This window comes from Pseudomonas sp. 2, from assembly GCF_056627435.1.
In genome coordinates, this window is sequence record NZ_JBWXNG010000010.1 from 115,836 (window position 1) to 140,769 (window position 24,934).

A 24,934-nucleotide genomic window follows, 5' to 3' on the forward strand; every position below is an offset into this window, starting at 1 on the left:
AGCGCCTCAGGAACGGTCAACCTTTCAGAATTTTTGTACCAATTTCAAACACCTTTAGAACACATCTTTCCACGCGCGCAAGGTGGCAAAAACCGCTGCGGGCGAGCTGTGGTCTGTGCCTGTCCGTTCGTCTGCTTTTTGTTTGACAGAAGATTGCGAGACACGCAGAAACGGATTGGTCGCCAGCTCCAGCTCGATGCTCGATGGCAGGCTGATGCGATTGTCGGCGCGCCAGCGGGTGACCTCCTCGAAGCGGCCGACCACATCCGGGTTGTCCGGCTCCACGGCCACGGCGAAGCGCAGGTTGCTCAGGGTGTACTCATGGGCGCAGTAGACCCGGGTGTTGCCGGGCAGGGCGGCCAGGCGCGAGAGCGAGGCGTGCATCTGCTGCGGGGTGCCTTCGAACAGCCGCCCGCAACCGGCGGCAAACAGCGTGTCGCCACTGAACAGCACCGGCTGTTGCGGGTCTGCATGATAGAAGGCGATGTGCCCCAGGGTGTGGCCCGCCACCGCATGGACGGCGAACGTCAGGCCGAGTACGGTGATTTGGTCAAGGTCCGACAGCGCCACGTCCCGCGCCGGAATCTTTTCATTGGCCGGGCCGTAGACCGTGGCGCCGGTGACGCTCTTGAGCTCGGCGACGCCGCCGGTATGATCGGCGTGATGGTGGGTGACCAGAATGTCTGAAAGCGCCCAGCCGGGGTTGCGTGCCAGCCACGCCAGCACAGGCTGGGCATCGCCCGGATCGACCACCGCGCAACGCTTGCTGGCATTGTCTTGTAACAACCAGATGTAGTTGTCAGAGAAAGCGGGCAGGGCTTCGATCTGTATCATGGCGCGATTCGCTTTTTTGAAAACAAAGAAGCATCTTAGAGTCTGAACCGTTTCTGTGCGAGCCAGTCGCACGAGGGACCCCGCGAGGAGACCGGAAATGACCGATGAAGCGTTCGCCCAGGCCGACCCCGAATGGCTTGAGTTGATCAGCGCTGCCCGAGCGTGGTTGTCCGGGCCGGTGGGGCAGTTGTTGCTCGAAGAAGAGCGGCGGGTGCTCGAGGAAGAACTGGAGCGTTTCTTCGGCGGTTATCTGGTGCATTACGGCCCTTCGGCGCAGACCCCGCCGGCGGCCAAGCAGGTGCAGCGCAACGTGCGGCTCGGTGCACCGCTGCCCGGTGTCGAGATCGTCTGCGAAGAGCAGGCCTGGCCCTTGAGCGAGCACGCCGCCGATGTGGTGGTGATGCAGCATGGCCTGGACTTCTGCCTCTCGCCCCATGGCCTGCTGCGCGAAGCGGCCAGCAGTGTGCGCCCTGGTGGCCATCTGCTGATCATCGGCATCAACCCCTGGAGCACCTGGGGCATCCGTCATTATTTCGCCAACGACGCCCTGCGCCGGGCCCGCTGCATCTCGCCTTCACGGGTCGGCGACTGGCTCAACCTGCTGGGCTTCGCGCTGGAGAAACGCAGGTTCGGGTGCTATCGTCCGCCCCTTGCTTCGCCGCTGTGGCAAAACCGTCTGTCGGGCCTCGAGCGCCTGGGCGACGGCTGGCAGAGCCCCGGCGGCGGCTTCTATTTATTGGTGGCGCGCAAATTGGTGGTCGGCCTGCGACCGGTGCGCATGCCGCGCCGCGAGCCGATGGGCAAGCTGTTGCCCCTGCCGATGGCCAAGGTCAACCGGCGCACGCCCGAGATCTGAGCGGGCCGAACTGGTCAGCCTTCTGAATTGTGGAAAGAGTCGTAATGAGCGATACCGTAGAACTTTTCTCCGATGGTGCCTGCAAGGGCAATCCCGGCCCTGGCGGCTGGGGCGCGTTGCTGGTGTGCAAGGGCGTGGAAAAGGAGCTGTGGGGCGGCGAAGCCAACACCACCAACAACCGCATGGAGCTTTTGGCGGCGATCCGTGGCCTGGAAGAATTGAAGCGCCCGTGCGAGGTGATTCTGGTCACCGACTCGCAGTACGTGATGAAGGGCATCACCGAGTGGATGACCAACTGGAAGAAACGCGGCTGGAAGACAGCGGCCAAGGAACCGGTGAAAAACGCCGATCTGTGGATGCAGCTCGACGAGCAGGTCAACCGCCACAGCGTCACCTGGAAATGGGTGCGCGGGCATATCGGCCACCCAGGCAACGAGCGCGCCGACCAGCTGGCCAACCGCGGCGTGGATGAGGTGCGCCGGATCAAACACGGCTGACTGCTGTTGTGGGAGCCGGCTTGCTGGCGAATGCGGTGTGCCATTCAACATTGCATTGGCTGATACACCCCATTCGCCAGCAAGCCGGCTCCCACAAGGTCGAACAGACATCCCAAAAACACCCATGTTAATATCCGCGCCTGAAACCGAGGCGCCAGGTCATGACTGCAGAAACCAACATCACAGAACGAAGAATCGTACTCGACACCGAAACCACCGGTATGCCCGTCACCGACGGCCACCGGGTGATCGAGATCGGTTGCGTCGAGGTGATCGGGCGACGCCTGACCGGTCGTCATTTTCACGTTTACCTGCAGCCGGATCGTTCCAGTGACGAAGGGGCGATCGGCGTTCATGGCATCACCGACCAGTTCCTGATCGGCAAGCCGCGGTTTGCCGAGGTCGCCGATGAATTCTACGAGTTCATCAAGGGCGCCCAGCTGATCATCCACAACGCGGCGTTCGACGTCGGCTTCCTGAACAATGAATTCGCGCTGATCGGCCAGAAAGACCGTTCGGACATCTCCAGCTATTGCTCGGTGCTCGACACCCTGGCCATGGCCCGGGAACGTCATCCGGGCCAGCGCAACAGCCTCGACGCGCTGTGCAAACGCTACGACGTCGACAACTCCAACCGTGAACTGCACGGCGCGCTGCTCGACTCCGAGATTCTGGCGGACGTCTATCTGGCGATGACCGGTGGCCAGACTACCTTGTCGCTGGCCGGAAACAGTGATGGCGATGGCGGGGCCGAGCGGCCGTCGGAAGTGCGGCGGATCGTCAATCGCACACCCGGCCGGGTCATCGTTGCCAGCGAAACCGAGCTCGCCGATCACGCCGCGCGTCTGGCGGTGATCGCCAAGTCGGCGGGTGCGCCGGCGTTGTGGACCCAGCTTCTCGAAGCGCAGGCCCAGCAGGGCTGATCCTTCGAGGCAAACCTTGGAGCAGGAGGCGCCAGGTGGCGACGGCCGAGCTTGAATTGAGCATTCGTGTGGCAGACGAATGCTTCGAGGATTACATCCTCAACAGCGAATTCACCTTCACGGTCACCGGTTACGCCCAGGTGCAGATCGGCGCGCCGGTGGCGCAGTGGCCGGTCGAGGCGGTCGAGCCTTACCTGAAAAACTACGGCATCGATTCGGAAGAGTTCTGCCATTACCGCGATGCGGCAGATGGCACGGTGCTGGTGGCCTGGCTGGATGAAGACCCGGTGGGCCATATCGTCATCAGCAGGCACTGGAACGGCCTGGCCCATATCGACGAATTGGCGGTGGACACGGCGATGCGCCGCCATGGTGTGGCGCGCAAGCTGCTGGACGTGGCGCGGTTCTGGGCAGTCAAACACGGGCTGCCGGGCATCACCCTGGAAACCCAGAACAACAACCTGGCTGCGTGCAGGTTGTATGAAAGTTACGGGTTCGTGGTGGGCGGGGTGGATCACCTGCGCTATCGCGCGATCGACCCCGAGAGCCGGGAGTCGGCGATTTTCTGGTACCTGTTTTTCGATGATGCTGCCGCTTGAACATCATATGACCCGTGTAGCAGCACGGCCGGGCGGCGTTCCGATGCCGGCGGGGCGGTGTGTCAGACGACATTTACGTCACAGACATATCGCCCCGCCGGCAAGCCGTGCTGCTACGGGGCGTTGTTTCAGCTGATCCGCGTCAGCTTGATCCCGGACGCCACCAATTCGAATTCGTCCCCGCCCAAGTGGTTGACGCGATCACCAATCACCAGTTTGTAGGTGACTACCGTGGTTGTGCCGTCAGCCTCGTCGGACTGCGATTCGTGGAATTCCTGCACAGGGTAGACGCGGCCTTCCGCATTGCGTGCGAGGAATTGCCCAACGAGAATTGAAGCCATCTGCTTTGTAACCTCTGGAAAAAACTGCCCGTTTCGCCTGCGTCGTGGTAGTGCAGGCGCTGAATCCCTGTCTGCTGCCAAGTCCGTTCCGTGGGTGATGAAGGGGCCTTGCCCGCTCAAGGCTTTCAGACCGCCGTTTTGCGGGTTGGTTTTCGCTCGATGAAAAAATACTCGCGACCGACCGTGAACAGGCGGCGGAAAAGCCCGCTTTTACTATCGACTGGCTCGATCAAATTAAGCACAAATCTGCACAGAAGAATTCGCAGCTTTCATCTATAACTGTCACTCCTCCACTAGAAGAAGGTCAGGTTCATGAGCCAGGTTCATTCGATTGCAGTGATCGTCGGCAGCTTGAGAAAAGAGTCGCTCAACCGCAAGGTCGCCAAGGCACTGGCCGAGCTGGCACCGGCGAGCATCAAGCTGAACATCGTCGAAATCGGCGATCTGCCCCTGTACAACGAAGACATCGACCTCGATTCGCCACCTGCGGCCTACACCGCGTTTCGTCAGGCCCTGCAAGGCGCTGACGGCTTCCTGTTCGTCACCCCCGAGTACAACCGTTCGGTGCCGGGCGCCCTGAAGAACGCCATCGACGTGGGCTCGCGCCCATACGGCAAAAGCAGTTGGGGCAAGGCCAAGCCTGCGGCGGTGGTCAGTGTCTCGCCAGGCGCCATCGGCGGCTTCGGCGCCAACCAGCATCTGCGCCAGTCGTTCGTGTTCCTGGACGTGCTGTGCATGCAGCAGCCAGAGGCTTACTTGGGCAATGCCGGCAGCTTCTTCGATGAGCAGGGCAAGCTGAGTGACAAGACCCGTCCGTTCCTGCAGAGCATCATCGATGCGTTTGCGGCGCATGTTGAGCGCACCGTCAAGAAGGGCTGATTCTGCCCGAAGGGCGTAGGAGCCCGACTTGTCGGCGATCGGCTGCGCAGCAGTCGTGAAACCGGACGCCTGTATGCATCTGACACACCTTGCACACAGGCTTTGCTGCCGGTTCCCGGCAGATCGTCGGCAAGCCGGACTCCCACGCCTTCGGCAGAAGCCCATGCCATGCAGCATTCAGGCGCTTTGCGGCATCTCGCCGTTGGCCAACCGCCGGTTGATATCCGCGATCACCTGCGGCAGTTCGTTGATCGTATCGATCAGATAGTGCGGCTTCGAGCCTTCGAACAGTGTGTGAATCCGCGCCCGTTCGCTCGCCAGTTTTTCCGGGGCCAGCGCCTGATACTCCTCCCACGTCAGCCCAAGGGCATTGCCCGAGCACACCAGCGCCACGGTCCACATGCCTGCACGGCGGCCTTCCAGAATGCCCGGCACGGTGTCGTCGACCTTGACGCACGCCGCCACATCGTCGATGCCCAGCGCAATCACGTTGGCCAGTGCCTGCGCCGGCCATGGGCGGCCGTTGGGCACTTCATCGGTGGCCACCACATGATCGGCGACATAGCCGTTCTTCGCCGCAAGCTCCACCACTTTCTTCATCACCACGGCCGGGTAACCGGAGCATGAGCCAATCTTCAGGCCTTTTTCGCGCAGGCCCGTCAGGGTGTCCAGCGCACCGGGGATCAGCGCCGAGTGGGTGGCGATCTTCTCGATCTGCAACGGCATGAAGCGCTCGTAGATGGCGGTCACGTCATCGTCGGTGGGCGTGCGGCCGAACGCCTTGCGATAGCGCTCGGCGATCGCCGGGTCGTTGCACAGGGTGCGGATGTGGTCCCACTTGCCCATGCCCATCGGGCCACGGGCCTCCTCGATGGACACCTGAACGTCGAACTCGGCGAAGGCCTCGACGAAGATCTGGGTGGGGGCGAAGGAGCCGAAGTCGACGACGGTGCCGGCCCAGTCGAGAACCAAAGCCTGCAGTTGGTCGGGTTGGTTGTAGCGCATGAGTCAATCCTCGGAGTCGAGCTTTAAAAACAGTGAATAGAGTCAGATGTCCAGCACTTCCATTTCCCGCAGCACCTGGCCGATGGCCTCGACTGCGGCCTGCATGCCGGCGCGATCCACATGGCCGATGCAGCCGACGCGGAAGGTCTCGACTTCGGTCAGTTTGCCCGGGTAAAGGATGAAACCGCGGGCCTTGACCCGTTCGTAGAAGTCCTTGAACCGGTAGCGCGAATCACGCGGCGCGTGGAAGGTGGCGATGATCGGTGCCTGGATGTCTGGCATCAGGAAGCTGCGCAGCCCCAGGGCCTGCATGCCATCGTGCAGAGCATTGCAGTTGTCTGTGTAACGCGCATGACGGGCCGGCAGGCCGCCTTCTTCCGCGTACTGCAACAAGGCTTCGTGCAGCGCCGCGACCACGTGGGTCGGCGGGGTGAAGCGCCACTGGCCGGTCTTGGCCATGTAGGTGTGTTGATCGTGCAGGTCCATGGCCAGCGAGTGCGAGTTGCCCCCAGCGGCTTCGAGGGTTTCCTTGCGGGCGAACACGAAGCCCATGCCGGGCACGCCTTCCAGGCACTTGCCAGAAGCGGCGATCAAGGCGTCGAACGGGATCTGCGCGGCGTCGATCGGCAGGGCGCCAAAAGAACTCATGGCGTCGATGATCAGGCGCTTGCCTGCGCGGGCTACGACCTCGGCGATCTGTTCCAGCGGGTTGAGAATCCCGGTGCTGGTCTCGCAATGGATCAGCGCCATGTGAGTGATTGCCGAATCGACGTCGAGCATCGCCTGAACGTCGGCAGCGGTGGTCGGCTGGTTTTCCGCGGTTTCGAACACGCAGACCTTACGGCCCAGCACCTGGCAGATTTTCGCCAGACGCTTGCCGTAGGCGCCGTTGATCAGCACCAGCACCTTGCCATCGCGCGGCACCAGGGTGCCGATGGCGGCTTCCACGGCAAAGGTGCCGCTGCCCTGCAAAGGCACACAGTGGTGGGTGTCGTGGCCGTTGATGATGTCCAGCAACTGGCGGCAGACGCTGGCCGTGAGCTGGTTGAAGCGTTCATCCCACGAGCCCCAGTCGGCCAGCATCGCCTGGCGGGTGCGGGCCGAAGTGGTCAGAGGGCCGGGCGTCAGCAGGATCGGTTGAGCGGTGTTCATCGGAGCGTGACCTCGAAGCGTCGGGAAGCGATGGACACAGGTTGATCTTTGCCTGGCTATCAATCAAATTGCTTGTTGTTATCCGAACTATAAGTCAGGCCGATAGCCATGAATCTGTTTCAACTGCGCGCCTTCGATGCCGTGGCGCGTGAAGGCAGTTTTACCCGGGCCGCGGCGCGGCTGTTCATCAGCCAGCCGGCCGTCACCGGGCATGTGAAGGCGCTGGAGGATCACTACCAGATCACGCTGCTCAGACGCACTGCGCGGCGGGTCGAGCTGACGGAGGAGGGCACAAGGCTCGCGGCGATCACCCGCGCGATGTTCGGCATGGCTGAAGAGGCACAGGCGTTGCTGGAGGCCAATCGACAGTTGCTCACCGGACGTCTGGAAGTGGCGGCCGATGGCCCGCATCTGGTGATGCCGATGCTGGCGCGGCTGCGGGCCAGGTACCCGGGTATCACGGTCAATCTGCGGTTGGGGAACGCACAGGAGACCCTCGCCGCACTGGTGTCCGAGCATGCCGATGTGGCAGTGCTGACCAATGTCGAGGCACGCAAGGGCATGCACCTGCAACGGCTTGCGCAGTCACGAATCTGTGCCTTGCTGCCCGCCGGGCATGAGTGGGCTCTGGCGCTGGAAGTCGACATCGCGCGCCTTCATCAGCAGATCATGGTGCTGCGCGAACCGACTTCTGTTACCCGCCGTACATTCGACGCCGCCTGCGCGGATGCAGCCGTACAGCCCAGGGTGCTGTTGGAGCTCGACAGCCGCGAAGCGGTCACCGAGGCGGTGGCCGCGGAACTGGGCATTGGCATCGTTTCGTCGATAGAAGTCAGTCGCGACCCGCGAGTCATTGCCGTGCCACTGATGGGGCAAGGGCTGCTCAATCAGCATTTCATCGGGTGCCTGGAGCGGAGGCGAGAGCTCAGGTTGATCAAGACGATGCTCGACCTCGCTGCGGGCTGACACGGCAGGAGCAAGTCGCGCTGGTTCTGTGCTGCCCGGATACCTGCCAGCGGACAGGATCTGAATGCGCTGCGTGGCCGAATCAGTCAATACGAAAACACATGGCAGATACACAGCAATATGTAGCGCAGTCAGCTCAATGTTAATCCTTACGCTTCTTGGCAATGCCACTCACCGGCGCTTCGCTGACGTTGGGTGGTGCATGCAACCAAGGAGCTTACATGTCCGCTGCAACTTCCCACTATTTTCACAGTGCATCACTCAAACAGCGCTATATCGATGCGCTGGATACTGCCTTGCAGGCGAAAGTGATCGATGCCGCAGAGCACACCTGGCTGAAGGGGCTCACTGGCCCTTCGATCAAAGACGCCACGGACCCGGTCAGGGTTGATCGGCTGATGATCGACGACGGTTCAACCAACCCGTTGGAGCTGTCGGCAGCACTGATGCTCAGTCACACTCAGACCAGTGTCACGAAGGTCTACCTGCACACGCTCGCCAATGGAATTGAGGCATTCAGCGATCGCCCGGCATTGCTGGCAGCGCTGCGCACCCGGTTTTCGGCAAATGATGTCAGTGGCTTGTACGAATCGGAAAAGGTCGAAGGTGATCCGTTCCATGCGCAGATGCTGGCGATTGTCGATCATCAGGTGAAACGGGTCGTTCAACTGCACGAACAACTGCTCAAGACACCAACTTTATATGAAGCGTCGACAAAATCGCTGAAACACCAGCTTGGCAAGACGCTGACGATGACAGTCGACCCCACGACTCATCTGCTGCAATTCGTGACGGCGCAGGGCAGCGAAGCTGGATCGGTGTTGATCACTCAGACACTGGCTCAGGCCACGTTCGACGACTGTCGCAAGCTCAAGCCGGTAAAGGGAGTGGAGCGTCGCTTTCTCAACACGCGAGGATTGGCGGCCAGTGCTGCCGACACTCCGTTGTTCGACAAGGCAATCAAGGATGCGGTCACCGGCGTCGCCGAACGCTATGGCACGGAACTGACCGGTTACTGGGGTGAGACCTGGCGTGCGGGTAGCACGCGCAAAGACCTGGCCGTCGAAAGCTTTGGCGATAGCCTGCGCAGCGCCTTGTACGCACGGCGCCATGACGGGACCCTGAGCGAGTCAATGCTCAATGATGTTCTGTCACTGTTGCAAGCTGGCTCAGACAGCACTCCCAGCACCGCTGTACTTCGTTGCTACAAAATGACCGCCAGTGTTGGTCAGAGTGCGGCTTACCCACTGGCAGGAACTTTCATCCTGCAGAGCACCAGGCAAAGCGACAAATCCTTGTGGTGGTTTTCTCCCAGTCACGAATTGACTCGATTCGCCGACCTGGCAGCACTGACGACACACGTATCGACGTCCGAGGGGAGGGGTAAGTTGCGTTCGGCGCTGGCACTGGAACATCAGCCGTCCTTACTTACGGAGGACAAGATACAGCTCTCTCAGGAAAGGATCATGACCTCACTGGTCACCGAGCGAGTGGACTCGGTGATCGCCATGCAGTCCGATAATCTTTCCTACGCGTTGGCATTGACCTGTGATGCCGACAAGCGCGTGGCGATGATCGATGACGCGCTGGACGTGCGTCAGTTGCTCGATCCACGTCAATTACTACTCGATGGTGGACGTTGGAGCCTCGGTGCACCGTTTACGTTTGCGGCGATCTGGGCTCAACCTCAATCCGCGGATGAAGCGGGTTCCCAATTGCCATCCACGACCGCCGAGGTTGCCCAGGCCAACCAAAGTCAGCCGCGCATCGACAGCCAGGCGACGAAGCCGGATTCGGAGTCCTGGCCCGAAAAGACGCAGATGTTCGAAGAGCGAGCCCTACGTTTGCGTGAGCAGGACGATATTTTGCAACGCTACGCCGAATCCGTGTTACAGCCCTGGGTCGCAGTGCTCGCGGGCACTGAAGTTGATGTCGCCGAGATCCAGGTGCAATGGCTCACGTCGCAGCCGGGTGACGCTGCCGATGTCGAGGTCGAGCCCATCGCGGTGAGCGAGTCGCAGCTTTCGCTGTCGCTGGATCTGGTGTCGATGCTGCTCGAGCGTTTCAGCGGCCATCGTGATGAAGCCTTGCCTTTGGGGGCGCAGTTGCATTTCGAGGGTTCTTCGGCAGCGCCCGTGATTCGCGCAGACCTGATCAATCACATGATGGACAAAGCCGTGGCGGGCTTTAACGAGGGGTACCCGCGTTATTTCAAACGGGTGCACACCGGGTTTCAGCGCGAGGCTGACACCAGCTTTCAACCCTCTGAAAACGCCCTTGCTCTAAGAGAAGATGCCATGCGCCTGGATCTTTCGCTGAGCAAGCGCCAGGAATGGCTTGACAGCGATTCCATCAATCTAGTGCAACAAGTCTTGGACAGGCCGACCCGCGCGGTGCGCGAAAACCTGGGCACGCCAGTCACTGAGGTGTTCTCGGTCTCACTCAAGTTTGGCAGCTATACGCCCGCCAAGTTGTGCGACACCCTGGTGCTCAAACAGTCGCTGGATCCTGCCGGCTCGTTCATGTTCTGGTCCTGTACGCTGGGCTGGCGTCAATTCGACTCATTCGTACAGCTACAGGGTGCCTTGCACGCCAAGCTGACCGGTGTTGACCAAGAGCGCTGGTTGCAACTATTGGGGGAGACAGATCGGGCCCGATTACGCGCCCATTTGCTCGACTCCCCTACCAGTCCGGTAGAAATGCGCCTGGACTCCATCAATGGGCATGCTGTCCAGGCGTTGGTGCAACAAAGCTTGAGCCGCAGCGAGCAGGACTTGCGCCAGCTCTGTTTGCGGGCCAGACGCTGTCGCTTGGAGGCAGGGCTTTTTTCTAGCCTGGCCGCCGCTCAGGAGATCGATCAGCCACTTAACGACATGCTCGACGCGCTATGGGTCAGGATCGATAACTGCCTGTTCGACGCGATGCTTCCAAAGTGGTTTCGCTCAGGTTCGATCGAAGATCTGAAGCGTTTTCGCGAGCTGTTCAGCCAGTACTACATCCTCAGTGAAGGAGGAAAATCTTTCCTGTTCGACATCCCCACGTTAAACACCTATGCGCGTGAAAAACTGAAAGCTCGGCTGAAAAAAGACTTTCCCAAGCTTGCTCTCGACCCGGATACGATCAAGGTGACGATGCGTCTGTATGAAGCGGCGGTACCTGGGCCAGGGGACCAAATCTCTCCCTTTGCAACCGCAGCCATCGTCCGCACCGAGTCGCTGACCGATTATGCGATCAATCGCTTCAGCGATTCTCAGGGGGCCGCACTGAGTATCCAGTGCGACGAACCAGACGCTCGTGAGTCAATCACCCCTGACTACGTCAGGGCAATGGTGCGCAGCCTGGATGTCGGCGCCGGTCATATCGCGATGCTGCGCAAGAAACTGGTCTCCACCGACCCCGAGTTCGCGACGCGCAAGCGTATGTTCTTCAATCAATTGCCGCCGATGCTGCAGGCACAGGCGTTGACCGACAAGCTCAAAGGACATCTAAGCCCCAAGTCATTGAAATTCGTCGTGCAAGCCCTCGACATGCCCGACGGTGTTGCCCGCGAACCGGTGGATAAAAACAGCATTGCTGTGAGTCGATTGCAACTGGTGGCCGATGCAGGCATCACGCCGGACAAGGTGAAAGGGGTGTATCTGTTTTACTCGCCCAACCCCACCGAAAATCTGATCGTGATGTGCGCGCTGCATTATTCGGAGTTCGTATTCAAGGAATATGCCACCCAGGCTGCGTTGCTCGACGACATTCACAATGACGCAACGCTTCAGAAAATGATGCTTGAACGGGTCGATCCCCTGGTGCATAGACGCTATGCCCACGGCGGGTTCATCGAACCCCATTTGCCGTTCGATGTCGAGGCGGGGGATGTGCCATCGCATACGCCCGGACCGGTTTGTGTGCAATTGGTGGAAGAGAAAGGCAACGCGGTGCAGTTGCTGTTCGATGACACGATTGATCTGCTCCTGGAGTCGGATATCGCCAACGCGGTGACCAATGAGCAGGATGATCGTGCCGGGAGAAATTATCTGGCGACATTGGGGGTGCAGCAGGCATTGGTTCTGTTGCCGGGCAAGCTGGCCGCGTTGGTCGCGCTCTGGCAAGGCTATACATGGTTCCGCGCTTCTGCGGTTTCAGCTTCCGTTCATCGCTGGGGGCAGGCGTTATCCGAATTCTGTACCGCGCTGGGCGTCATGATTTCCGCCCGTGCACAGCCAGTTGGAATACGAACGCTCGATGAGCGCATCAGCGGTATTTCAGAGGATGGCGAATTAGCGTTGGACGATGACGAGGAAGCACCGGTTTCGCCGCTCGCCCCGCCTGCATCGTCGACTTCAGGCTGGAACCACAGCTCCATGAACGCCGAGCAACTCTCGCGTCTTCGTGCTCTGGAAGTCAAGGGGGTCGCACTGATCGACCTGCGGCACGATAGCCTGCTCAATCTCTACAAGACCAAGACCAGTGATACACCGTACGCCGTGGTGGACGGTAAGGTGTACCAGGTCGAACAGCTGGTCGACGAGGGTTATTGGACCATTGTCGGCGCGGATGGCACCCGCGGGCCGCGCCTGAGGACAGACAGCAAGCAACGATGGCACCTGGATCTGCACTTGCGCCTGCGTGGCGGGGGAGGTGGCGCCAGCAGGATGGCCGAGCGCAGGCTCATCAAGAGTGCCGAGGAAGTGCTGACCATCGAGGCATCTGGCATGGCCGACATTCGTCTGAAATATCGCGACCGGGCGCGGCGTATCGGACAGGCGCATCTGCAGGCTAAGCGGTATCTGGAGAACTGCCTGGACAACATCAATATCCATCGACGTGGTACACCGCTCGATCCTCAGGTCAAACGCATCATTGCGGATTTTTTCGGCGTCACCGATCCGGATCAGATTCTGGTCGGCGAGATCGAGAAAATCGTCAAGGAGTTGTTCAATGCAGTAATGGATCCCACCTTGTCGCCCTTCTCATCGGAGCGCTTTGTCATCGGCACCACGCGCCCAGGGCACGAGTCCATTGCTGCGTTCGTGATCAATAACGATCCCAAGCAACGCGTATTTTTGACCGAGGTCTTCTTCAACGTGCCGCAGTATTCGCTCAAGCCCGAGGCTATTGCTCAGGGTTTCGATGTAGCCGCTCATTATCGGGCGGCCAATCTGATTCACGAACTGTCGCACCAATCGCTAGGTACCTACGACATCACCTATCTGGAATCGATGGCGCCATTCCCGGATCTGCTGGACGACACCTCGACGACAAGCTTCAGTATCCGTTCGTATGTCGAAGCCTTGCATACACGCAAACTGTCCCATCTGAGCAGCAAAAGCACGCTGTTCACGACCTACGATAATGGCGTCCGACGAGATCTGCGCCCCGACGAAAACCGCGGCTTTCACGCCATCCTGGCGATCACCGGCAGCCGCACGCTGCTCAACGCCCGGGATGCATTCATGGCCAGCGACTATGTTCGCAGCCAGATCATTCTCGCCAACGCCGATTCGGTGGCCCTGCTGATGCTGCAACTGGGGCGGCGCAACTATTTGCCACCCGCCCCGTGATCAGCGATTTACGGCAGCGTCACAGGCTGTAATGCCGTAACTCGCGAGCGATCAGCAGACGCTGGATTTCGCTGGAGCCTTCGTAGATCTGGGTGATACGCGCATCCCGGTAGTATTTCTCTACCGGGTAGTCTTCCAGGTAGCCGTAGCCACCGTGGATCTGCACCGCTTTGGAACAGACCCACTCAGCCATCTCGGAAGCGAACAGTTTGGCTTGAGAGGCCTCTGATAGACAGGACTTGCCCGCCGTGCGCAAGCGTGCGGCGTGCAGGACCATCAAGCGTGAAGCGTTGATGCGGGTGTGCATGTCGGCCAGCAGGTTGGAAACGCTTTGGTGCTCGATGATCGGCTTGTTGAATTGCACCCGCTCGCGAGCATAGGCCAGTGCAGCTTCGAACGCTGCCCTGGCGATGCCCAGCGCCTGGGCGGCAATGCCGATGCGGCCGCCTTCCAGGTTGGAGAGGGCAATGGCCAGGCCCTTGCCGCGTTCGCCCAAGAGATTGGCCGCAGGGATGCGGCAGTTGCTCAGGGTCACCGCGCAGGTATCCGAGGCGCGAATGCCCATCTTGTGTTCCATGCGGTCGACGCTGTAACCGGGGTTGTCGGTGGGCACCAGAAACGCCGACAGCCCTTTCTTGCCCAATTCAGGATCGGTCACTGCAAACACGATGGCCAGTTGCGCGCGCTTGCCGTTGCTGACGAACTGCTTGGCGCCGTTGAGCACCCACTGGCCATCCTTGAGTTCGGCGCGGGTGCGCAGGTTATGGGCCTCGGAGCCGGCATGGGGTTCGGTCAGGCAGAAACAGCCGATGGCTGCGCCCGTGGCGAGTTTTTCCAGCCACTGCTGCTTTTGCTCATCGCTGCCGTAATTGAGGATCGGCCCGCAGCCCACCGAACTGTGCACGCTCATCAGCGTGCCGGTGGCGGCATCGCCTGCGGAGATTTCCTCGACCGCTAGCGCGTAGGCAACGTAATCGATGTAGGTGCCGCCCCAAAGCTCTGGGACGATCATGCCCAACAGGCCCAGCTCGCCGAGCTTGGCAATCAGCACATCGTCGATCCAGCCGGCGGCTTCCCAATCTTTGGCAAAGGGCGCGATTTCATTGCGCGCAAATTCCCGCGCCATGTCGCGGATCATGATCTGTTCTTCGGTCAGTTCAAGGTCTTGCATGGGTCACGCCTCATGACCGCTGAAAAAGCTCGCCACATGCTCGGCACTCAAGCCTTGCACGGTGGACGGACGCCATTGCGGTTTCTTGTCTTTGTCTACGATCAGGGCGCGAACGCCTTCGATCAGGTCGCCCCGTTCGAACCACTGGCGGTCCAGGTGTAACTCCAGGCTGAAACAGCTCTCGAGCGGCAGATGCCGACCGCGACGCAGCAACTCCAGCGTCACGGCCATGGCCAGCGGCGAACGGGTTTTCATCAGGTTGGCGGTGTCGACGGCCCAGCGATGGGTGTCGACCACCGTCACTTCCTGCAATTGCTCGATGATGCTCGGGATGTCCGGCAGGGCGAAGAAATGGTCGATGGCCGGGCGCAGTTTCTCCAGCGACGGCTCGGGCAACTGCTGCACGCCGATCTTGGCCAGCGCGCCTTGCAGGTCCTTGAGCGGGGTCAGGGTCCACTTGAGGTTGTCGAGCTGGCGATCCAGTTCGGCCAGCCGCGCGCTTTGCAGGTACCAGTCGGCCAGCCCGCAATACAGCGCGTCGGCGGCCTGGATCTGCACGCCGGTCACGCCCAGATAAATGCCCAGCTCGCCCGGCACGCGGGGCAGGAAGTAACTCCCGCCGACGTCAGGAAAGTAGCCGATGGCCACTTCCGGCATCGCCAGCCGGCTGCGTTCGGTGACCACCCGCAGGTCGACGCCCTGCGCCAGGCCCATGCCGCCGCCGAGGACGAAGCCGTCCATCAGGGCCATGACCGGTTTGCGGTAGTGATGCAGGGTGAGGTCCAGGGCGTATTCTTCGACGAAGAATTGCTGGTGGTCGGGCAGGTTGTTTCTGTAGCTGTCGTACAGCGCGCGGATGTCGCCCCCGGCGCAGAAGGCCTTCTCGCCAGCGCCGCGCAGGACCACGGCGTAGATTTTGTCGTCATTGGCCCATTGGTTGAGCTGGCGTTGCAGTTGACGGACCATGTCCAGGTCAATGGCGTTGAGCCCTTGGGGGCGATTGAGGGTGATGTGGCCGATGTGGTTGCGTACTTCGGACAGAACGGTGTCGCAGGCCGGTTCCTGACTTGAAGACGTGGCCGATACTACCTGTGCCGTCATTGCGGACTCCCTGTTGCTTTCTTGTTCTCGTGCGGGCGGCTTGGAGGCAGCCGCTTTCCATGAAGTGCGTCGGGGATGCTAACAGTGGGAATTTGCTGGTGACAATGACGAATAGTTGCAGGACGGGGGAGCAAGTTTGCCTGTTGGCTTGATTATGGCGTGTTCGGATTGGCGTGCTTATCCAGATCAAGATCAACATCAAGAGCGTTCTGGCTAACGCCAGACCTGTTTCGACTTCGTCGAGTTACTTGGAAAAGACACCCAAGTAACCAAGGTGTCCTGCTCCTGGTTTGGGTCCTCCTTCGTCGGACTTCCTTCACTCCGGTCCCGCTCCGTGGGCCCGGCGCGACTGGGCCATCCATGGCCCCGCGCCTCGCGCGGCATCCTGCCGCTTGGCCCACTGCGCGAGACCTCCATTCAGCCTGCACCCAAGTCGCGATTTGTGGTGTTTGTGAGATTTGTGCACGAAGATCAACGGCAACGGCAACGGCAACGGCAACGGCAACGGCGATGGTTTGATGTTGTGCGATCTGCTTTTGATTCTGGCCGAAGGCCGTGGGAGCAAGCTTGCTCGCGATCTGGCGCGAAGCGGCAGCAAATCCTGTGCACGCGGTTTACCTGACGCGGCCCAGGCGCCTGATTTTACTGCCGCTGCGCGCCAGCCCGCCGGCAAGCCGTGCTGCTACGGGGCGGTGTATACCTGCTTTTGATTTTGATCTTCGTACGCACATCTCCCAGACGCCACAAATCGCGACTTGGGTGCAGGCTGAATGGAGGTCTCGCGGAGTGGGTCGAGCCGCATGGATGCGGCGAGAGGCGTGTGGGCCATGGATGGCCCTTTCACGCCGGGCCCACGGAGCGGGACCGGAATGAAGGTACCCCGACGAAGGAGGGGCCCAACCAGGAGCAGGACACCTTGGTTACTTGGGTGTCCTTTCCAAGTAACTCGACGAAGTCGAAACAGGTCTGACGTTAGGAAGAGCGCTCTTGACCTTGATCTTGATCTTGATTCGACGAAGTCGAAACAGGTCTGGCGTTAGCCAGAACAAAAAAGGCAGCAACACCCGCGCGTCCGCACAGCACGCAATCCAATCCAAACCCCCACAAAAAACCTTGAACAAATCCCGAAAGATCACAGTCCGAATTCCGTAGGCCAACGCGTGGCCTGACTGAGGAGACATTGATGAAAGTCTGGACTGTTTCGTTTCTCGATAAGGAAGGTGTGCGGCAGACCCTCGATCTTGAATCCGAGCTGCGTCCCAGTGAGGAGGAGGCCGCACGGCGACTGCGCGCATCCCTGTATCCCATCACCAATGATCTTGACCTCAATGATCTGGAGGGCCGATCACAGCACCCGACCGTAGAGACACTCAAGGAACAGAACGCCGTACAGATCATCTCCATCGCCGAGGCGTCCTGAACAACTGCACTGAAAAACATCGCAAACTGCCAATTGGCAACGCCCAAGCAATGGGCGTAATCTGCAAAACAGGCCGGTGAAGCATCCAACCGAGTGTACTCGCGTCGGGATGCCCGTTTGGTAACGGCAGCACCGGCCTGCCAGCGACATGCTTGAGTCCCGGGCGGTGGATGACCCGCCGCTCAACGCCTCTGTTGCCAGGGGCGTTCGGGGATCGTTGAAACTCTATCTATCGTTGCATAGGAGGACGTTTCATGAGCACGACCTACCAGGAAGACATCAGCACCCACGTGCTGCGCCGCATGAAAGAAGGCGGTTTCGACTTCGCCCGCATCCATCCCATCGAGTTCTATGCGGTGTTCCCCGATGAGCAACGGGCGCGTCTGGCGGCGCAGAAGTTTCGCGGAGAATCCCTCAATACCCAGATCAACGCCCGTGAGGACGGCGCGTGGCACCTGCAGTTGAGCAAGTTGATGTATGCGACCTACGACGGCATTGGCGATTTCGAGCAGGACTTCCAGACCGCGATCACCGGCCTGGACGGTGAAGTCGAAGGCTGGGGCGTCAAGCAGGAAATCCGAAGGTTTCATTGAGTCCTCAAGTACTCGCCGATCCACGTAGCAGCGCGGCTTGCCGGCGGGAGTGGTATGTCTGTGACGTAGAAAGCGCCTGACACACCGCATTCGCCAGCAAGCCGGCTCCCACACATTCGATGCTCGCAGGCTCGCGGCATTTTTGTTGGGCAAGCCGTGCTGCTACGGAGCGGTTACCCCCCAAATCGAGTCCCCAAAAAAAAGCCGCTCATCAAGAGCGGCGTAAAGGGAATTTTGTTCAGCCATCCGGTGACCAAGCATTGAGCGCCTGCATCAGGCAGCGCACCGGTGCGTCGATGGCGCCAGTATCTGCAAATGAAAACGGGCCGGGAAATCATCTCTGGCTATGCTGGTAATAGATTTTCCAGTGACGGGACGCTTCTCCATGAAGCGCGGGCGATTTGGCCGACGAGCTAGTTGCACAGGAATGGTGCAGGGCTTTCTGCCGTTTTATTCAACCCATTGAAATCAAAGCGTTTATGCCGCTGGCACGGGCCTTGCGAAGGTCCATGGGTCCATGGTGACAAGGAGTACGGCATGATCCGCACCTTTTATGACGAGATGTACGACGCCAACGGCGCTGTCCGTGGGCATTATCGGGAATTCGCCCGCTGGCTGGGCGAAGCGCCACCTGAGCTGCTGGCTCAGCGCAGGCGTGAGGCCGACCTGTTGTTTCATCGCGCCGGGATCACCTTCACGCTGTACGGAGACGAGCAGGGCACCGAGCGCCTGATTCCGTTCGACACGATCCCGCGCAGCATTCCGGCCAGTGAGTGGCGGGTGGTGGAGCGCGGCTGCATTCAGCGCGTCAAGGCGCTGAACATGTTTCTCGCCGATCTCTACCACGACCAGCGCATCATCAAGGCCGGGATCATTCCCGCCGAGCAGGTGCTGGCCAACGAGCAGTATCAGTTGGCGATGCAGGGCCTGAATCTGCACCGGGATTTGTATTCGCATATTTCCGGGGTCGACCTGGTGCGCGATGGCGACGGCACCTATTACGTGCTCGAAGACAACCTGCGCACCCCCAGCGGCGTGAGCTACATGCTCGAAGACCGCAAGATGATGATGCGTTTGTTCCCCGAACTGTTCGCCGCACAACGGATTGCGCCGATCGATCACTATCCCAACCTGTTGCTCGACACCCTGAAAAGCTCGAGCCCGCTGGACAACCCCAGCGTGGTGGTGCTGACCCCTGGGCGCTTCAACAGTGCGTTCTTCGAGCATGCTTTCCTGGCGCGGGAAATGGGCGTCGAACTGGTCGAGGGCGCGGATCTGTTCGTGCGCGACGATCGGGTGTTCATGCGCACCACCGACGGCCACAAGCCGGTGGATGTGATCTATCGCCGCCTGGACGACGCGTTCCTCGACCCGTTGGCCTTCAACCCCGAATCGATGCTCGGCGTGCCGGGCCTGCTGTCGGCCTACCGTTCGGGGAATGTGGTGCTGGCCAACGCCATCGGCACCGGTGTGGCGGACGACAAGTCGATCTACCCCTTCGTCACCGACATGATTCGTTTCTATCTGGACGAAGAGCCGATTCTGAAGAACGTACCCACTTGGCAGTGCCGCAAACCCGAGGAGCTGTCCCACGTGCTGGCCAACCTGGGTGATCTGGTGGTCAAGGAAACTCAAGGCTCGGGCGGTTATGGCATGTTGGTGGGGCCGGCTGCCACGGCGGCCGAAATCGAGGCCTTTCGCGCGCGTCTGAAGGCCAAACCCCACGCGTACATCGCCCAGCCGACGCTGTCGTTGTCGACCTGTCCGACCTTCGTAGAAAACGGCATCGCCCCGCGCCACATCGACTTGCGCCCGTTCGTGCTGTCTGGCCGGGAAACCCGTGTGGTGCCCGGCGGGCTCACCCGCGTGGCGCTGCGCGAAGGTTCGCTGGTGGTCAACTCGTCCCAGGGTGGCGGCACCAAGGACACCTGGGTGGTCGAGGATTAAGGAAATCTGCCAATGCTAAGTAGAACTGCCTCGGATTTATATTGGATGTCGCGTTACCTGGAGCGCGCGGAAAACCTGGCGCGCATGCTCGACGTCAGTTATTCGATGTCGCTGATGCCCCAGGACGGACGCGGCGACGGCCTCAACGAAATCGCCATGCCGCTGCTGATCACCGGCACTCTGGACGCCTACGTGGAGCGCCACGGCGCCTTGCACGCCGAACAAATGCTGCACTTCTTCGCACTGGATTCGACCAACCCGGCCAGCCTCTTCAGTTGTCTGGCGGCGGCGCGGGCCTGCGCCCATGCGGTGCGTGGGCGCATTACTGCGGACATGTGGGAAAACATCAACTCGACCTATCTGGAAATTCGCGGCATCGCCGAGCAGGGCCTGAGCCGCTATGGCCTGAGCCGGTTCTGCGAATGGGTCAAGGAGCGCTCGCATCTGTTTCGCGGTGCGACCTACGGCACCATCATGCGTAACGATGCGTTTCGCTTTATCCGCCTGGGGACCTTCATCGAGCGTGCCGACAACACCCTGCGCATGCTCGACGCCCGCTACGAAATGCTCGAACTGCGCGGCCCGGCGGCCAATGCCGCCGCCGACAGTTCGGCCGCTGGCTACTACCAGTGGAGCGCCTTGCTGCGCGCGTTGTCTTCGTTCGAGGCCTACACCGAGGTCTACCGCGATGCGCCGGGGGCGCGGCAGGTCGCCGAACTGCTGCTGTTGCGCGCCGACATTCCGCGCTCGCTGCGCGCCTGCCTTGAAGAACTGGACATGATTCTGGCCAGCCTGCCCGGCGCCAATGGCCGCCCGGCCCAGCGTCTGGCCGCCGAGCTGGATGCGCGCCTGCGCTACACCGGGATCGACGAGATTCTCGACGAAGGCCTGCACGAATGGCTGAACGAATTCATTCCGCTGTTGGCCCAATTGGGTGACGTTATTCACACTTCCTATCTGGAGGCAGCATGAGACTGTCCATTAGCCACGAGACCACTTATCACTACGACGATCAGGTCCGCGCCAGCATCCAGTATTTGCGTCTGACCCCACACGACAGCGAGCGCCAGCAGGTGCTGAGCTGGCAACTGGCATTGCCGCGCCCGGTGCGCGCGCAGGTCGATCCGTTCGGCAACATCCTGCATGTACTGACCCTGGACGAACCCCATGAAGCCATCGTCATCGGCGCCCGCGGTCAGGTCGAGATCGACGAGAAGCGCGAGGCCGAACACGAAAGCCAGTCGGCCTTGCCGTTCCTGCGCTTTACCCGCCTGACCGAAGCCGACGAGGCGATCCGCGCCTTCGCCGCCAAGGAAAGCAGCCAGCGCACCGACCGCACGGGGCTGATCGACCTGATGCACGCGCTCAACCAGCACATGGTCTACACCCCGGGCGCCACGGCCATCGACACCAGCGCCGCCCAGGCCTTCGCCAACGGCGCGGGCGTCTGCCAGGACCACACCCACGCGTTCCTCGCCTGCGCCCGCAGCCTGGGCGTGCCGGCGCGTTATGTGTCAGGGTACTTGTACAGCGAGGGCAGCGAGCACCTGTCCAGCCACGCCTGGGCCGAAGCCTGGCTCGACAACGCCTGGTACAGCTTTGATGTCACCAATCAACTGGCGGTGCCGGAGCGTCATCTGAAGCTGGCGGTCGGCCTCGATTACCTTGACGCCTGCCCGGTGCGCGGCATGCGCCGGGGCGGCGGTTGCGAGCAGATGCACGCCAAGGTGGCGGCGCCGAAGGTGCAGCGGCAGCAGTAACGCCACGACGCTTACTCTGTAGGAGCGAATTTATTCGCGAAGGCGGTGCAGTCAATGCATCTGTATGTATCTGCCGCTATTCGCGAATGAATTCGCTCCTACAGAGAGATGGGCGTCTGGCGTCACACCAGTGGGGTGCCCCAAGCCATTTCATCATGGCTTGGGCTTTCTGCCCGCCATATGCGTGAGATAACTCACCACCTGCCCCAACTCCTCATCGGACAACACATCCCTGGAAATCGCCGGCATCTTCGCCTGTGGCCATTGCCGCAGGTTCTGCGGGTCGCGGATGTACAGCTTCAAATAGTCGCCGGAAAAGTACTCGGTGGGGCTGTGGGGGATGTTCAGGTCCGGGCCCAGTTGCGAATCCCCGGCGCCGTTGAGGCGGTGGCAGGCGAAGCAGTTTTTCTGGAACAGCGCGAAACCCTTGTTCACCGGATCGTCAGCCGCCAGCGCGGGATCCGGGAGCAGGGCAGGGAAGCGCTCGGCCACGGACGCCAGCAGGCGGATCTTGCCCACGGCGTAGGGCCATTGTTCGGGGCTGATGCGGCTGGCGGCGGGGTCCGTCCACACCAGGTAGAACGGCCCGGCACTGGGTTTGTCCTTGCTCAGACCCGGCCATGGGTGCGCGGGGTCTTCCACGGCGAGCCAGGCTTGCGAGCCGGTTTTCTGCAGCAAGGGGCCTGCGGGCATTTCGGCGGCGAAGCCGTCGGTGGCCACGGCTTGCAGGTGGGCGTCGTTTTTCACGCCGTCCAGCAATACCGAAACTGGCACCGCGCGGTAATGCATCTCGCGCTTGTAGGAAACGTCTTCAGGAATGTCGATCTCTCGGGCCTGTGGATGCTTGAGCAATTGCTCGGTGTCCCAGGTGTGGGTGCCATTGGCCAGTTCGACGGTGAGCTGTGCAGCATGAGCGGGCAGGGCCAGCAGGACGCTGGCCAGTAACAGGAATGGGCGCAAGATGTGAATTACTCCGCAGGATCGTCGGTGACGTCGTACAGCGCGTTGTGCAGTTCGTCGTAGGAACCGCCGTTGATGATGCTGGTGTAACCGGCTTTTATCAGTTTGTCCTGCGCGCTGCCAGCGCGGGCATCGCTGGAGCTGAACACCACCATGGCCAGATTGCGGTCGGTCATGACCTGTTTGAGCTGGCCGACCAGGCGCCGGTCGTCCACGCGCACGGCGTTGAGCACCGTCCCCGCTTCGTAATCGCTCTGGCTGCGCACATCGATGGCCAGCTTGCCCTCCTTGATCGCGGCCACGGCCTGGGCCTGTTCGACCGGGCCTGCCTGAGCGCCGAGACTTGATATCAGTGCGAGAACTGCCAGCCACTGACGCATGTGCCTACCCTCCGTGTTGGGATACACAGAGCGTGGCACAAATGCGCGACGCCACAAGGCGTGAAGTGGGATCAGCCGAACAGGCGAGTGAGGTTCGGCAAAATCAGTAACAGGGTGGTGGCGAAAACAATGAGTCCGGCTTGACGTACTTTCGAATGCTTGAACATAGCGCGTGCCTTTTTTGTTATTCCCGAGCGACAAAAGCTCACCTGCTTCATGAATTGAAGAAGCGGCAGCTGGCCAAGGTGTGTATCAAGAGAACAGTTGTCCCGACTAAGGTGTCGGTGACGCGGCGCGTTAAAAATCATTCTTATGGCGCCACTGCTACAGACTTAACCTTAGAGCCCGCGTGCGACGGGGCTTAGATTCGTTTGGTATGAATTATTCCAGTTGGTTAGGTGTTTCAGCGATAAGGCCCATGGCTATCAGTCACGCGCTCCCTTGCTAGACACGTTGAGGGGAAACGATTCATGTCCGATAGCAGACTACCGTTCGTCTGAGGCCGAAACTTCCTACAACGAGCTAACCTTCAAGGCAGTCAAGTCGCCTGAGCACTTTGATCATTGAAAGTATTTGTATGACAGTTAGGGTGTCGGCAGCATCAAAAAACGGCAGGGCAGCGAGGGACAGGATGACCGAAGCGTTTATTTTCGAGGCGTTGCGTACACCCCGGGGCAAGGGCAAGGCGGACGGCGCCCTGCACAGCGTCAAACCGGTGGATCTGCTGGCCGGTTTATTGAGGGAAATGCAGGCACGCCAGGCGCTGGATACGCGTCAGGTGGACGACATCGTGCTCGGTTGCGTGACGCCGGTCGGTGATCAGGGCGCAGACATCGCCAAGACCGCCGCGCTGGTGGCCGACTGGGCGATCAGTGTGGCCGGCGTGCAGGTCAATCGCTTCTGCGCCTCGGGCCTTGAGGCGGTCAATCTGGGCGCGATGAAAATCCGCTCGGGCTTCGAGGATCTGGTGGTGGTTGGTGGCGTCGAGTCCATGTCCCGGGTGCCCATGGGCAGTGATGGCGGCGCTTGGGTGCTCGACCCGCAAACCAACCTGCACACTCATTTCACCCCGCAGGGCATCGGCGCCGACTTGATCGCGACGATCGAAGGCTTCAGCCGGGAAGATGTCGACAACTTCGCCCTGCAATCCCAGCAGAAAGCTGCGCGTGCCCGCCAGGGCGGTGCGTTCAAGCGCTCGCTGGTGCCGGTGCGCGATCAGAACGGCGTATTGCTGCTGGACCATGATGAATTCATTCGTGCCGATTCGACCCTGCAAGGACTGGGCGCGCTAAAGCCGAGCTTTCAGGCCATCGGCGAGCTGGGCTACGACGCCACGGCGCTGCGGGTATACAGCCACGTCGAGCGCATCGAACATGTGCACACGCCCGGAAACAGTTCCGGGATCGTCGACGGCGCGGCGTTGATGTTGCTGGGCTCCGAACACAAGGGCCGGGAGCTTGGGCTTACACCCCGGGCGCGCATCGTCTCGGCGGCGGTGACCAGCACCGACCCGACCATCATGCTCACCGGCCCCGCGCCCGCCACCCGCAAGGCGCTGGCGCGGGCAGGGCTGACGATCGACGACATTGATCTGTTCGAGGTCAACGAAGCCTTTGCGTCGGTGGTGCTGAAGTTCATCAAGGACATGGGCGTCGATCCGCACAAGGTCAACGTCAACGGCGGCTCGATCGCCCTGGGCCACCCGCTGGGGGCCACCGGCTGCATGATTCTGGGCACCTTGCTCGACGAACTTGAAGTACGGCAATTGCGCTACGGCCTGGCGACCCTGTGCGTCGGCGGTGGCATGGGGATTGCGACGATCATCGAGCGGGTTTGAGCGCATACGACACAGACCCGTAGCAGCACGGCTTGCCGGCGGGGCGATATGTCTGTGACACAAGCGTCGTCTGACACACCGCCCCCGCCGGCAAGCCGTGCTGCTACGGAGCGCGGTGATGGCCCCACACTCATAAAAACAGTTTCAGGAAGAACGAC

21 protein-coding genes are annotated in these 24,934 nt (G+C 60.8%); 13 read left to right on the plus strand and 8 right to left on the minus strand.

Going from position 1 to position 24,934, the window contains the following annotated elements; translation table 11 throughout:
- Nucleotides 1-54: 54 nt before the first annotated feature.
- On the minus strand, nt 55-834 hold the full coding sequence (gloB, locus tag AC1MEK_RS17760) for a hydroxyacylglutathione hydrolase (protein ID WP_480397584.1): 780 nt from the start codon (nt 832-834) through the stop codon (nt 55-57).
- Nucleotides 835-931: 97 nt separating this feature from the next.
- On the opposite strand from gloB, the gene AC1MEK_RS17765 reads away from it, so the two are divergent.
- The 4 genes from AC1MEK_RS17765 to AC1MEK_RS17780 all read left to right on the plus strand — a co-directional run bounded on the left by AC1MEK_RS17765 (nt 932) and on the right by AC1MEK_RS17780 (nt 3,709).
- A complete protein-coding gene (locus AC1MEK_RS17765) occupies nt 932-1,690 on the plus strand; it encodes a class I SAM-dependent methyltransferase (RefSeq protein WP_480397585.1) in 759 nt (252 codons plus the stop codon).
- A gap of 44 nt (nt 1,691-1,734) precedes the next feature.
- Entirely contained in the window at nt 1,735-2,187 is a 453-nt protein-coding gene (rnhA, locus tag AC1MEK_RS17770) for a ribonuclease HI (protein ID WP_480397586.1), read from the plus strand.
- Between the two features lie 161 nt (nt 2,188-2,348).
- On the plus strand, nt 2,349-3,110 hold the full coding sequence (dnaQ, locus tag AC1MEK_RS17775; RefSeq protein WP_480397587.1) for a DNA polymerase III subunit epsilon: 762 nt from the start codon (nt 2,349-2,351) through the stop codon (nt 3,108-3,110).
- A gap of 35 nt (nt 3,111-3,145) precedes the next feature.
- Nucleotides 3,146-3,709, plus strand: coding sequence for a GNAT family N-acetyltransferase (locus AC1MEK_RS17780; protein ID WP_480397588.1), 564 nt, complete (start codon nt 3,146-3,148; stop codon nt 3,707-3,709).
- 128 nt (nt 3,710-3,837) lie between these two features.
- Here the strand turns inward: AC1MEK_RS17780 and AC1MEK_RS17785 are convergent, their stop codons facing one another.
- Nucleotides 3,838-4,050 carry a hypothetical protein gene (locus tag AC1MEK_RS17785; RefSeq protein ID WP_480397589.1) on the minus strand — a complete coding sequence of 71 codons (213 nt, stop codon included), beginning with the start codon at nt 4,048-4,050 and terminating at the stop codon, nt 3,838-3,840.
- Between the two features lie 312 nt (nt 4,051-4,362).
- Here AC1MEK_RS17785 and AC1MEK_RS17790 point away from each other — a divergent pair, with 312 nt between their 5' ends.
- Entirely contained in the window at nt 4,363-4,929 is a 567-nt protein-coding gene (locus AC1MEK_RS17790) for an NADPH-dependent FMN reductase (protein WP_480397590.1), read from the plus strand.
- 177 nt (nt 4,930-5,106) lie between these two features.
- Here the strand turns inward: AC1MEK_RS17790 and phnX are convergent, their stop codons facing one another.
- Entirely contained in the window at nt 5,107-5,934 is an 828-nt protein-coding gene (phnX, locus tag AC1MEK_RS17795) for a phosphonoacetaldehyde hydrolase (RefSeq protein ID WP_480397591.1), read from the minus strand.
- 42 nt (nt 5,935-5,976) lie between these two features.
- Nucleotides 5,977-7,086: a 2-aminoethylphosphonate--pyruvate transaminase gene (locus tag AC1MEK_RS17800; protein ID WP_480397592.1), complete on the minus strand. Its 1,110-nt coding sequence runs from the start codon at nt 7,084-7,086 to the stop codon at nt 5,977-5,979.
- A 108-nt stretch (nt 7,087-7,194) separates the two neighbouring features.
- Here AC1MEK_RS17800 and AC1MEK_RS17805 point away from each other — a divergent pair, with 108 nt between their 5' ends.
- Together AC1MEK_RS17805 and AC1MEK_RS17810 are read left to right on the plus strand one after the other, a co-directional pair.
- Nucleotides 7,195-8,052: a LysR substrate-binding domain-containing protein gene (locus tag AC1MEK_RS17805; protein WP_480397593.1), complete on the plus strand. Its 858-nt coding sequence runs from the start codon at nt 7,195-7,197 to the stop codon at nt 8,050-8,052.
- Between the two features lie 221 nt (nt 8,053-8,273).
- Complete coding sequence (locus tag AC1MEK_RS17810) at nt 8,274-13,607, plus strand: dermonecrotic toxin domain-containing protein (RefSeq protein ID WP_480397594.1); 5,334 nt, start codon at nt 8,274-8,276, stop codon at nt 13,605-13,607.
- Between the two features lie 19 nt (nt 13,608-13,626).
- Here the strand turns inward: AC1MEK_RS17810 and AC1MEK_RS17815 are convergent, their stop codons facing one another.
- Nucleotides 13,627-14,778 carry an acyl-CoA dehydrogenase family protein gene (locus AC1MEK_RS17815; protein ID WP_480397595.1) on the minus strand — a complete coding sequence of 384 codons (1,152 nt, stop codon included), beginning with the start codon at nt 14,776-14,778 and terminating at the stop codon, nt 13,627-13,629.
- A gap of 3 nt (nt 14,779-14,781) precedes the next feature.
- Nucleotides 14,782-15,879, minus strand: a complete 1,098-nt coding sequence (locus tag AC1MEK_RS17820) for an enoyl-CoA hydratase/isomerase family protein (RefSeq protein WP_480397596.1) — start codon at nt 15,877-15,879, stop codon at nt 14,782-14,784.
- A gap of 1,183 nt (nt 15,880-17,062) precedes the next feature.
- Here AC1MEK_RS17820 and AC1MEK_RS17825 point away from each other — a divergent pair.
- The 5 genes from AC1MEK_RS17825 (at nt 17,063) to AC1MEK_RS17845 (ending at nt 21,599) form a co-directional block, all read left to right on the plus strand.
- Nucleotides 17,063-17,299, plus strand: coding sequence for a hypothetical protein (locus AC1MEK_RS17825; protein ID WP_480397597.1), 237 nt, complete (start codon nt 17,063-17,065; stop codon nt 17,297-17,299).
- A 254-nt stretch (nt 17,300-17,553) separates the two neighbouring features.
- Nucleotides 17,554-17,892, plus strand: coding sequence for a ribonuclease E inhibitor RraB (locus tag AC1MEK_RS17830; protein ID WP_480397598.1), 339 nt, complete (start codon nt 17,554-17,556; stop codon nt 17,890-17,892).
- Between the two features lie 537 nt (nt 17,893-18,429).
- Nucleotides 18,430-19,839: a circularly permuted type 2 ATP-grasp protein gene (locus tag AC1MEK_RS17835; protein ID WP_480397599.1), complete on the plus strand. Its 1,410-nt coding sequence runs from the start codon at nt 18,430-18,432 to the stop codon at nt 19,837-19,839.
- 12 nt (nt 19,840-19,851) lie between these two features.
- Nucleotides 19,852-20,811: an alpha-E domain-containing protein gene (locus tag AC1MEK_RS17840; RefSeq protein WP_480397600.1), complete on the plus strand. Its 960-nt coding sequence runs from the start codon at nt 19,852-19,854 to the stop codon at nt 20,809-20,811.
- Nucleotides 20,808-21,599, plus strand: coding sequence for a transglutaminase family protein (locus tag AC1MEK_RS17845; protein ID WP_480397601.1), 792 nt, complete (start codon nt 20,808-20,810; stop codon nt 21,597-21,599). Before AC1MEK_RS17840 ends, AC1MEK_RS17845 begins: the two co-directional genes overlap by 4 nt.
- Before the next feature lie 153 nt (nt 21,600-21,752).
- On the opposite strand, the gene AC1MEK_RS17850 is transcribed toward AC1MEK_RS17845, so the two are convergent.
- The gene (locus tag AC1MEK_RS17850) at nt 21,753-22,559 is read right to left on the minus strand and encodes a c-type cytochrome (RefSeq protein WP_480397602.1); all 807 of its coding nucleotides are present in this window, start codon (nt 22,557-22,559) and stop codon (nt 21,753-21,755) included.
- Nucleotides 22,560-22,567: 8 nt separating this feature from the next.
- A complete protein-coding gene (locus tag AC1MEK_RS17855) occupies nt 22,568-22,939 on the minus strand; it encodes a rhodanese-like domain-containing protein (RefSeq protein WP_480397603.1) in 372 nt (123 codons plus the stop codon).
- Nucleotides 22,940-23,570: 631 nt separating this feature from the next.
- Here AC1MEK_RS17855 and AC1MEK_RS17860 point away from each other — a divergent pair.
- Entirely contained in the window at nt 23,571-24,776 is a 1,206-nt protein-coding gene (locus tag AC1MEK_RS17860) for an acetyl-CoA C-acetyltransferase (protein WP_480397604.1), read from the plus strand.
- The last annotated feature ends 158 nt before the right edge of the window (nt 24,777-24,934 follow it).

Excerpts from the sequence above, each read along its gene's own strand:
- gloB (WP_480397584.1), bottom strand. The coding sequence starts at position 834 with ATGATACAGATCGAAGCCCTGCCCGCTTTCTCTGACAACTACATCTGG.
- AC1MEK_RS17765 (WP_480397585.1), top strand. The coding sequence starts at position 932 with ATGACCGATGAAGCGTTCGCCCAGGCCGACCCCGAATGGCTTGAGTTG.
- rnhA (WP_480397586.1), top strand. The coding sequence starts at position 1,735 with ATGAGCGATACCGTAGAACTTTTCTCCGATGGTGCCTGCAAGGGCAAT.
- dnaQ (WP_480397587.1), top strand. The coding sequence starts at position 2,349 with ATGACTGCAGAAACCAACATCACAGAACGAAGAATCGTACTCGACACC.
- AC1MEK_RS17785 (WP_480397589.1), bottom strand. The coding sequence starts at position 4,050 with ATGGCTTCAATTCTCGTTGGGCAATTCCTCGCACGCAATGCGGAAGGC.
- AC1MEK_RS17790 (WP_480397590.1), top strand. The coding sequence starts at position 4,363 with ATGAGCCAGGTTCATTCGATTGCAGTGATCGTCGGCAGCTTGAGAAAA.
- phnX (WP_480397591.1), bottom strand. The coding sequence starts at position 5,934 with ATGCGCTACAACCAACCCGACCAACTGCAGGCTTTGGTTCTCGACTGG.
- AC1MEK_RS17800 (WP_480397592.1), bottom strand. The coding sequence starts at position 7,086 with ATGAACACCGCTCAACCGATCCTGCTGACGCCCGGCCCTCTGACCACT.
- AC1MEK_RS17805 (WP_480397593.1), top strand. The coding sequence starts at position 7,195 with ATGAATCTGTTTCAACTGCGCGCCTTCGATGCCGTGGCGCGTGAAGGC.
- AC1MEK_RS17810 (WP_480397594.1), top strand. The coding sequence starts at position 8,274 with ATGTCCGCTGCAACTTCCCACTATTTTCACAGTGCATCACTCAAACAG.
- AC1MEK_RS17815 (WP_480397595.1), bottom strand. The coding sequence starts at position 14,778 with ATGCAAGACCTTGAACTGACCGAAGAACAGATCATGATCCGCGACATG.
- AC1MEK_RS17820 (WP_480397596.1), bottom strand. The coding sequence starts at position 15,879 with ATGACGGCACAGGTAGTATCGGCCACGTCTTCAAGTCAGGAACCGGCC.
- AC1MEK_RS17825 (WP_480397597.1), top strand. The coding sequence starts at position 17,063 with ATGAAAGTCTGGACTGTTTCGTTTCTCGATAAGGAAGGTGTGCGGCAG.
- AC1MEK_RS17830 (WP_480397598.1), top strand. The coding sequence starts at position 17,554 with ATGAGCACGACCTACCAGGAAGACATCAGCACCCACGTGCTGCGCCGC.
- AC1MEK_RS17835 (WP_480397599.1), top strand. The coding sequence starts at position 18,430 with ATGATCCGCACCTTTTATGACGAGATGTACGACGCCAACGGCGCTGTC.
- AC1MEK_RS17840 (WP_480397600.1), top strand. The coding sequence starts at position 19,852 with ATGCTAAGTAGAACTGCCTCGGATTTATATTGGATGTCGCGTTACCTG.
- AC1MEK_RS17845 (WP_480397601.1), top strand. The coding sequence starts at position 20,808 with ATGAGACTGTCCATTAGCCACGAGACCACTTATCACTACGACGATCAG.
- AC1MEK_RS17855 (WP_480397603.1), bottom strand. The coding sequence starts at position 22,939 with ATGCGTCAGTGGCTGGCAGTTCTCGCACTGATATCAAGTCTCGGCGCT.
- AC1MEK_RS17860 (WP_480397604.1), top strand. The coding sequence starts at position 23,571 with ATGACCGAAGCGTTTATTTTCGAGGCGTTGCGTACACCCCGGGGCAAG.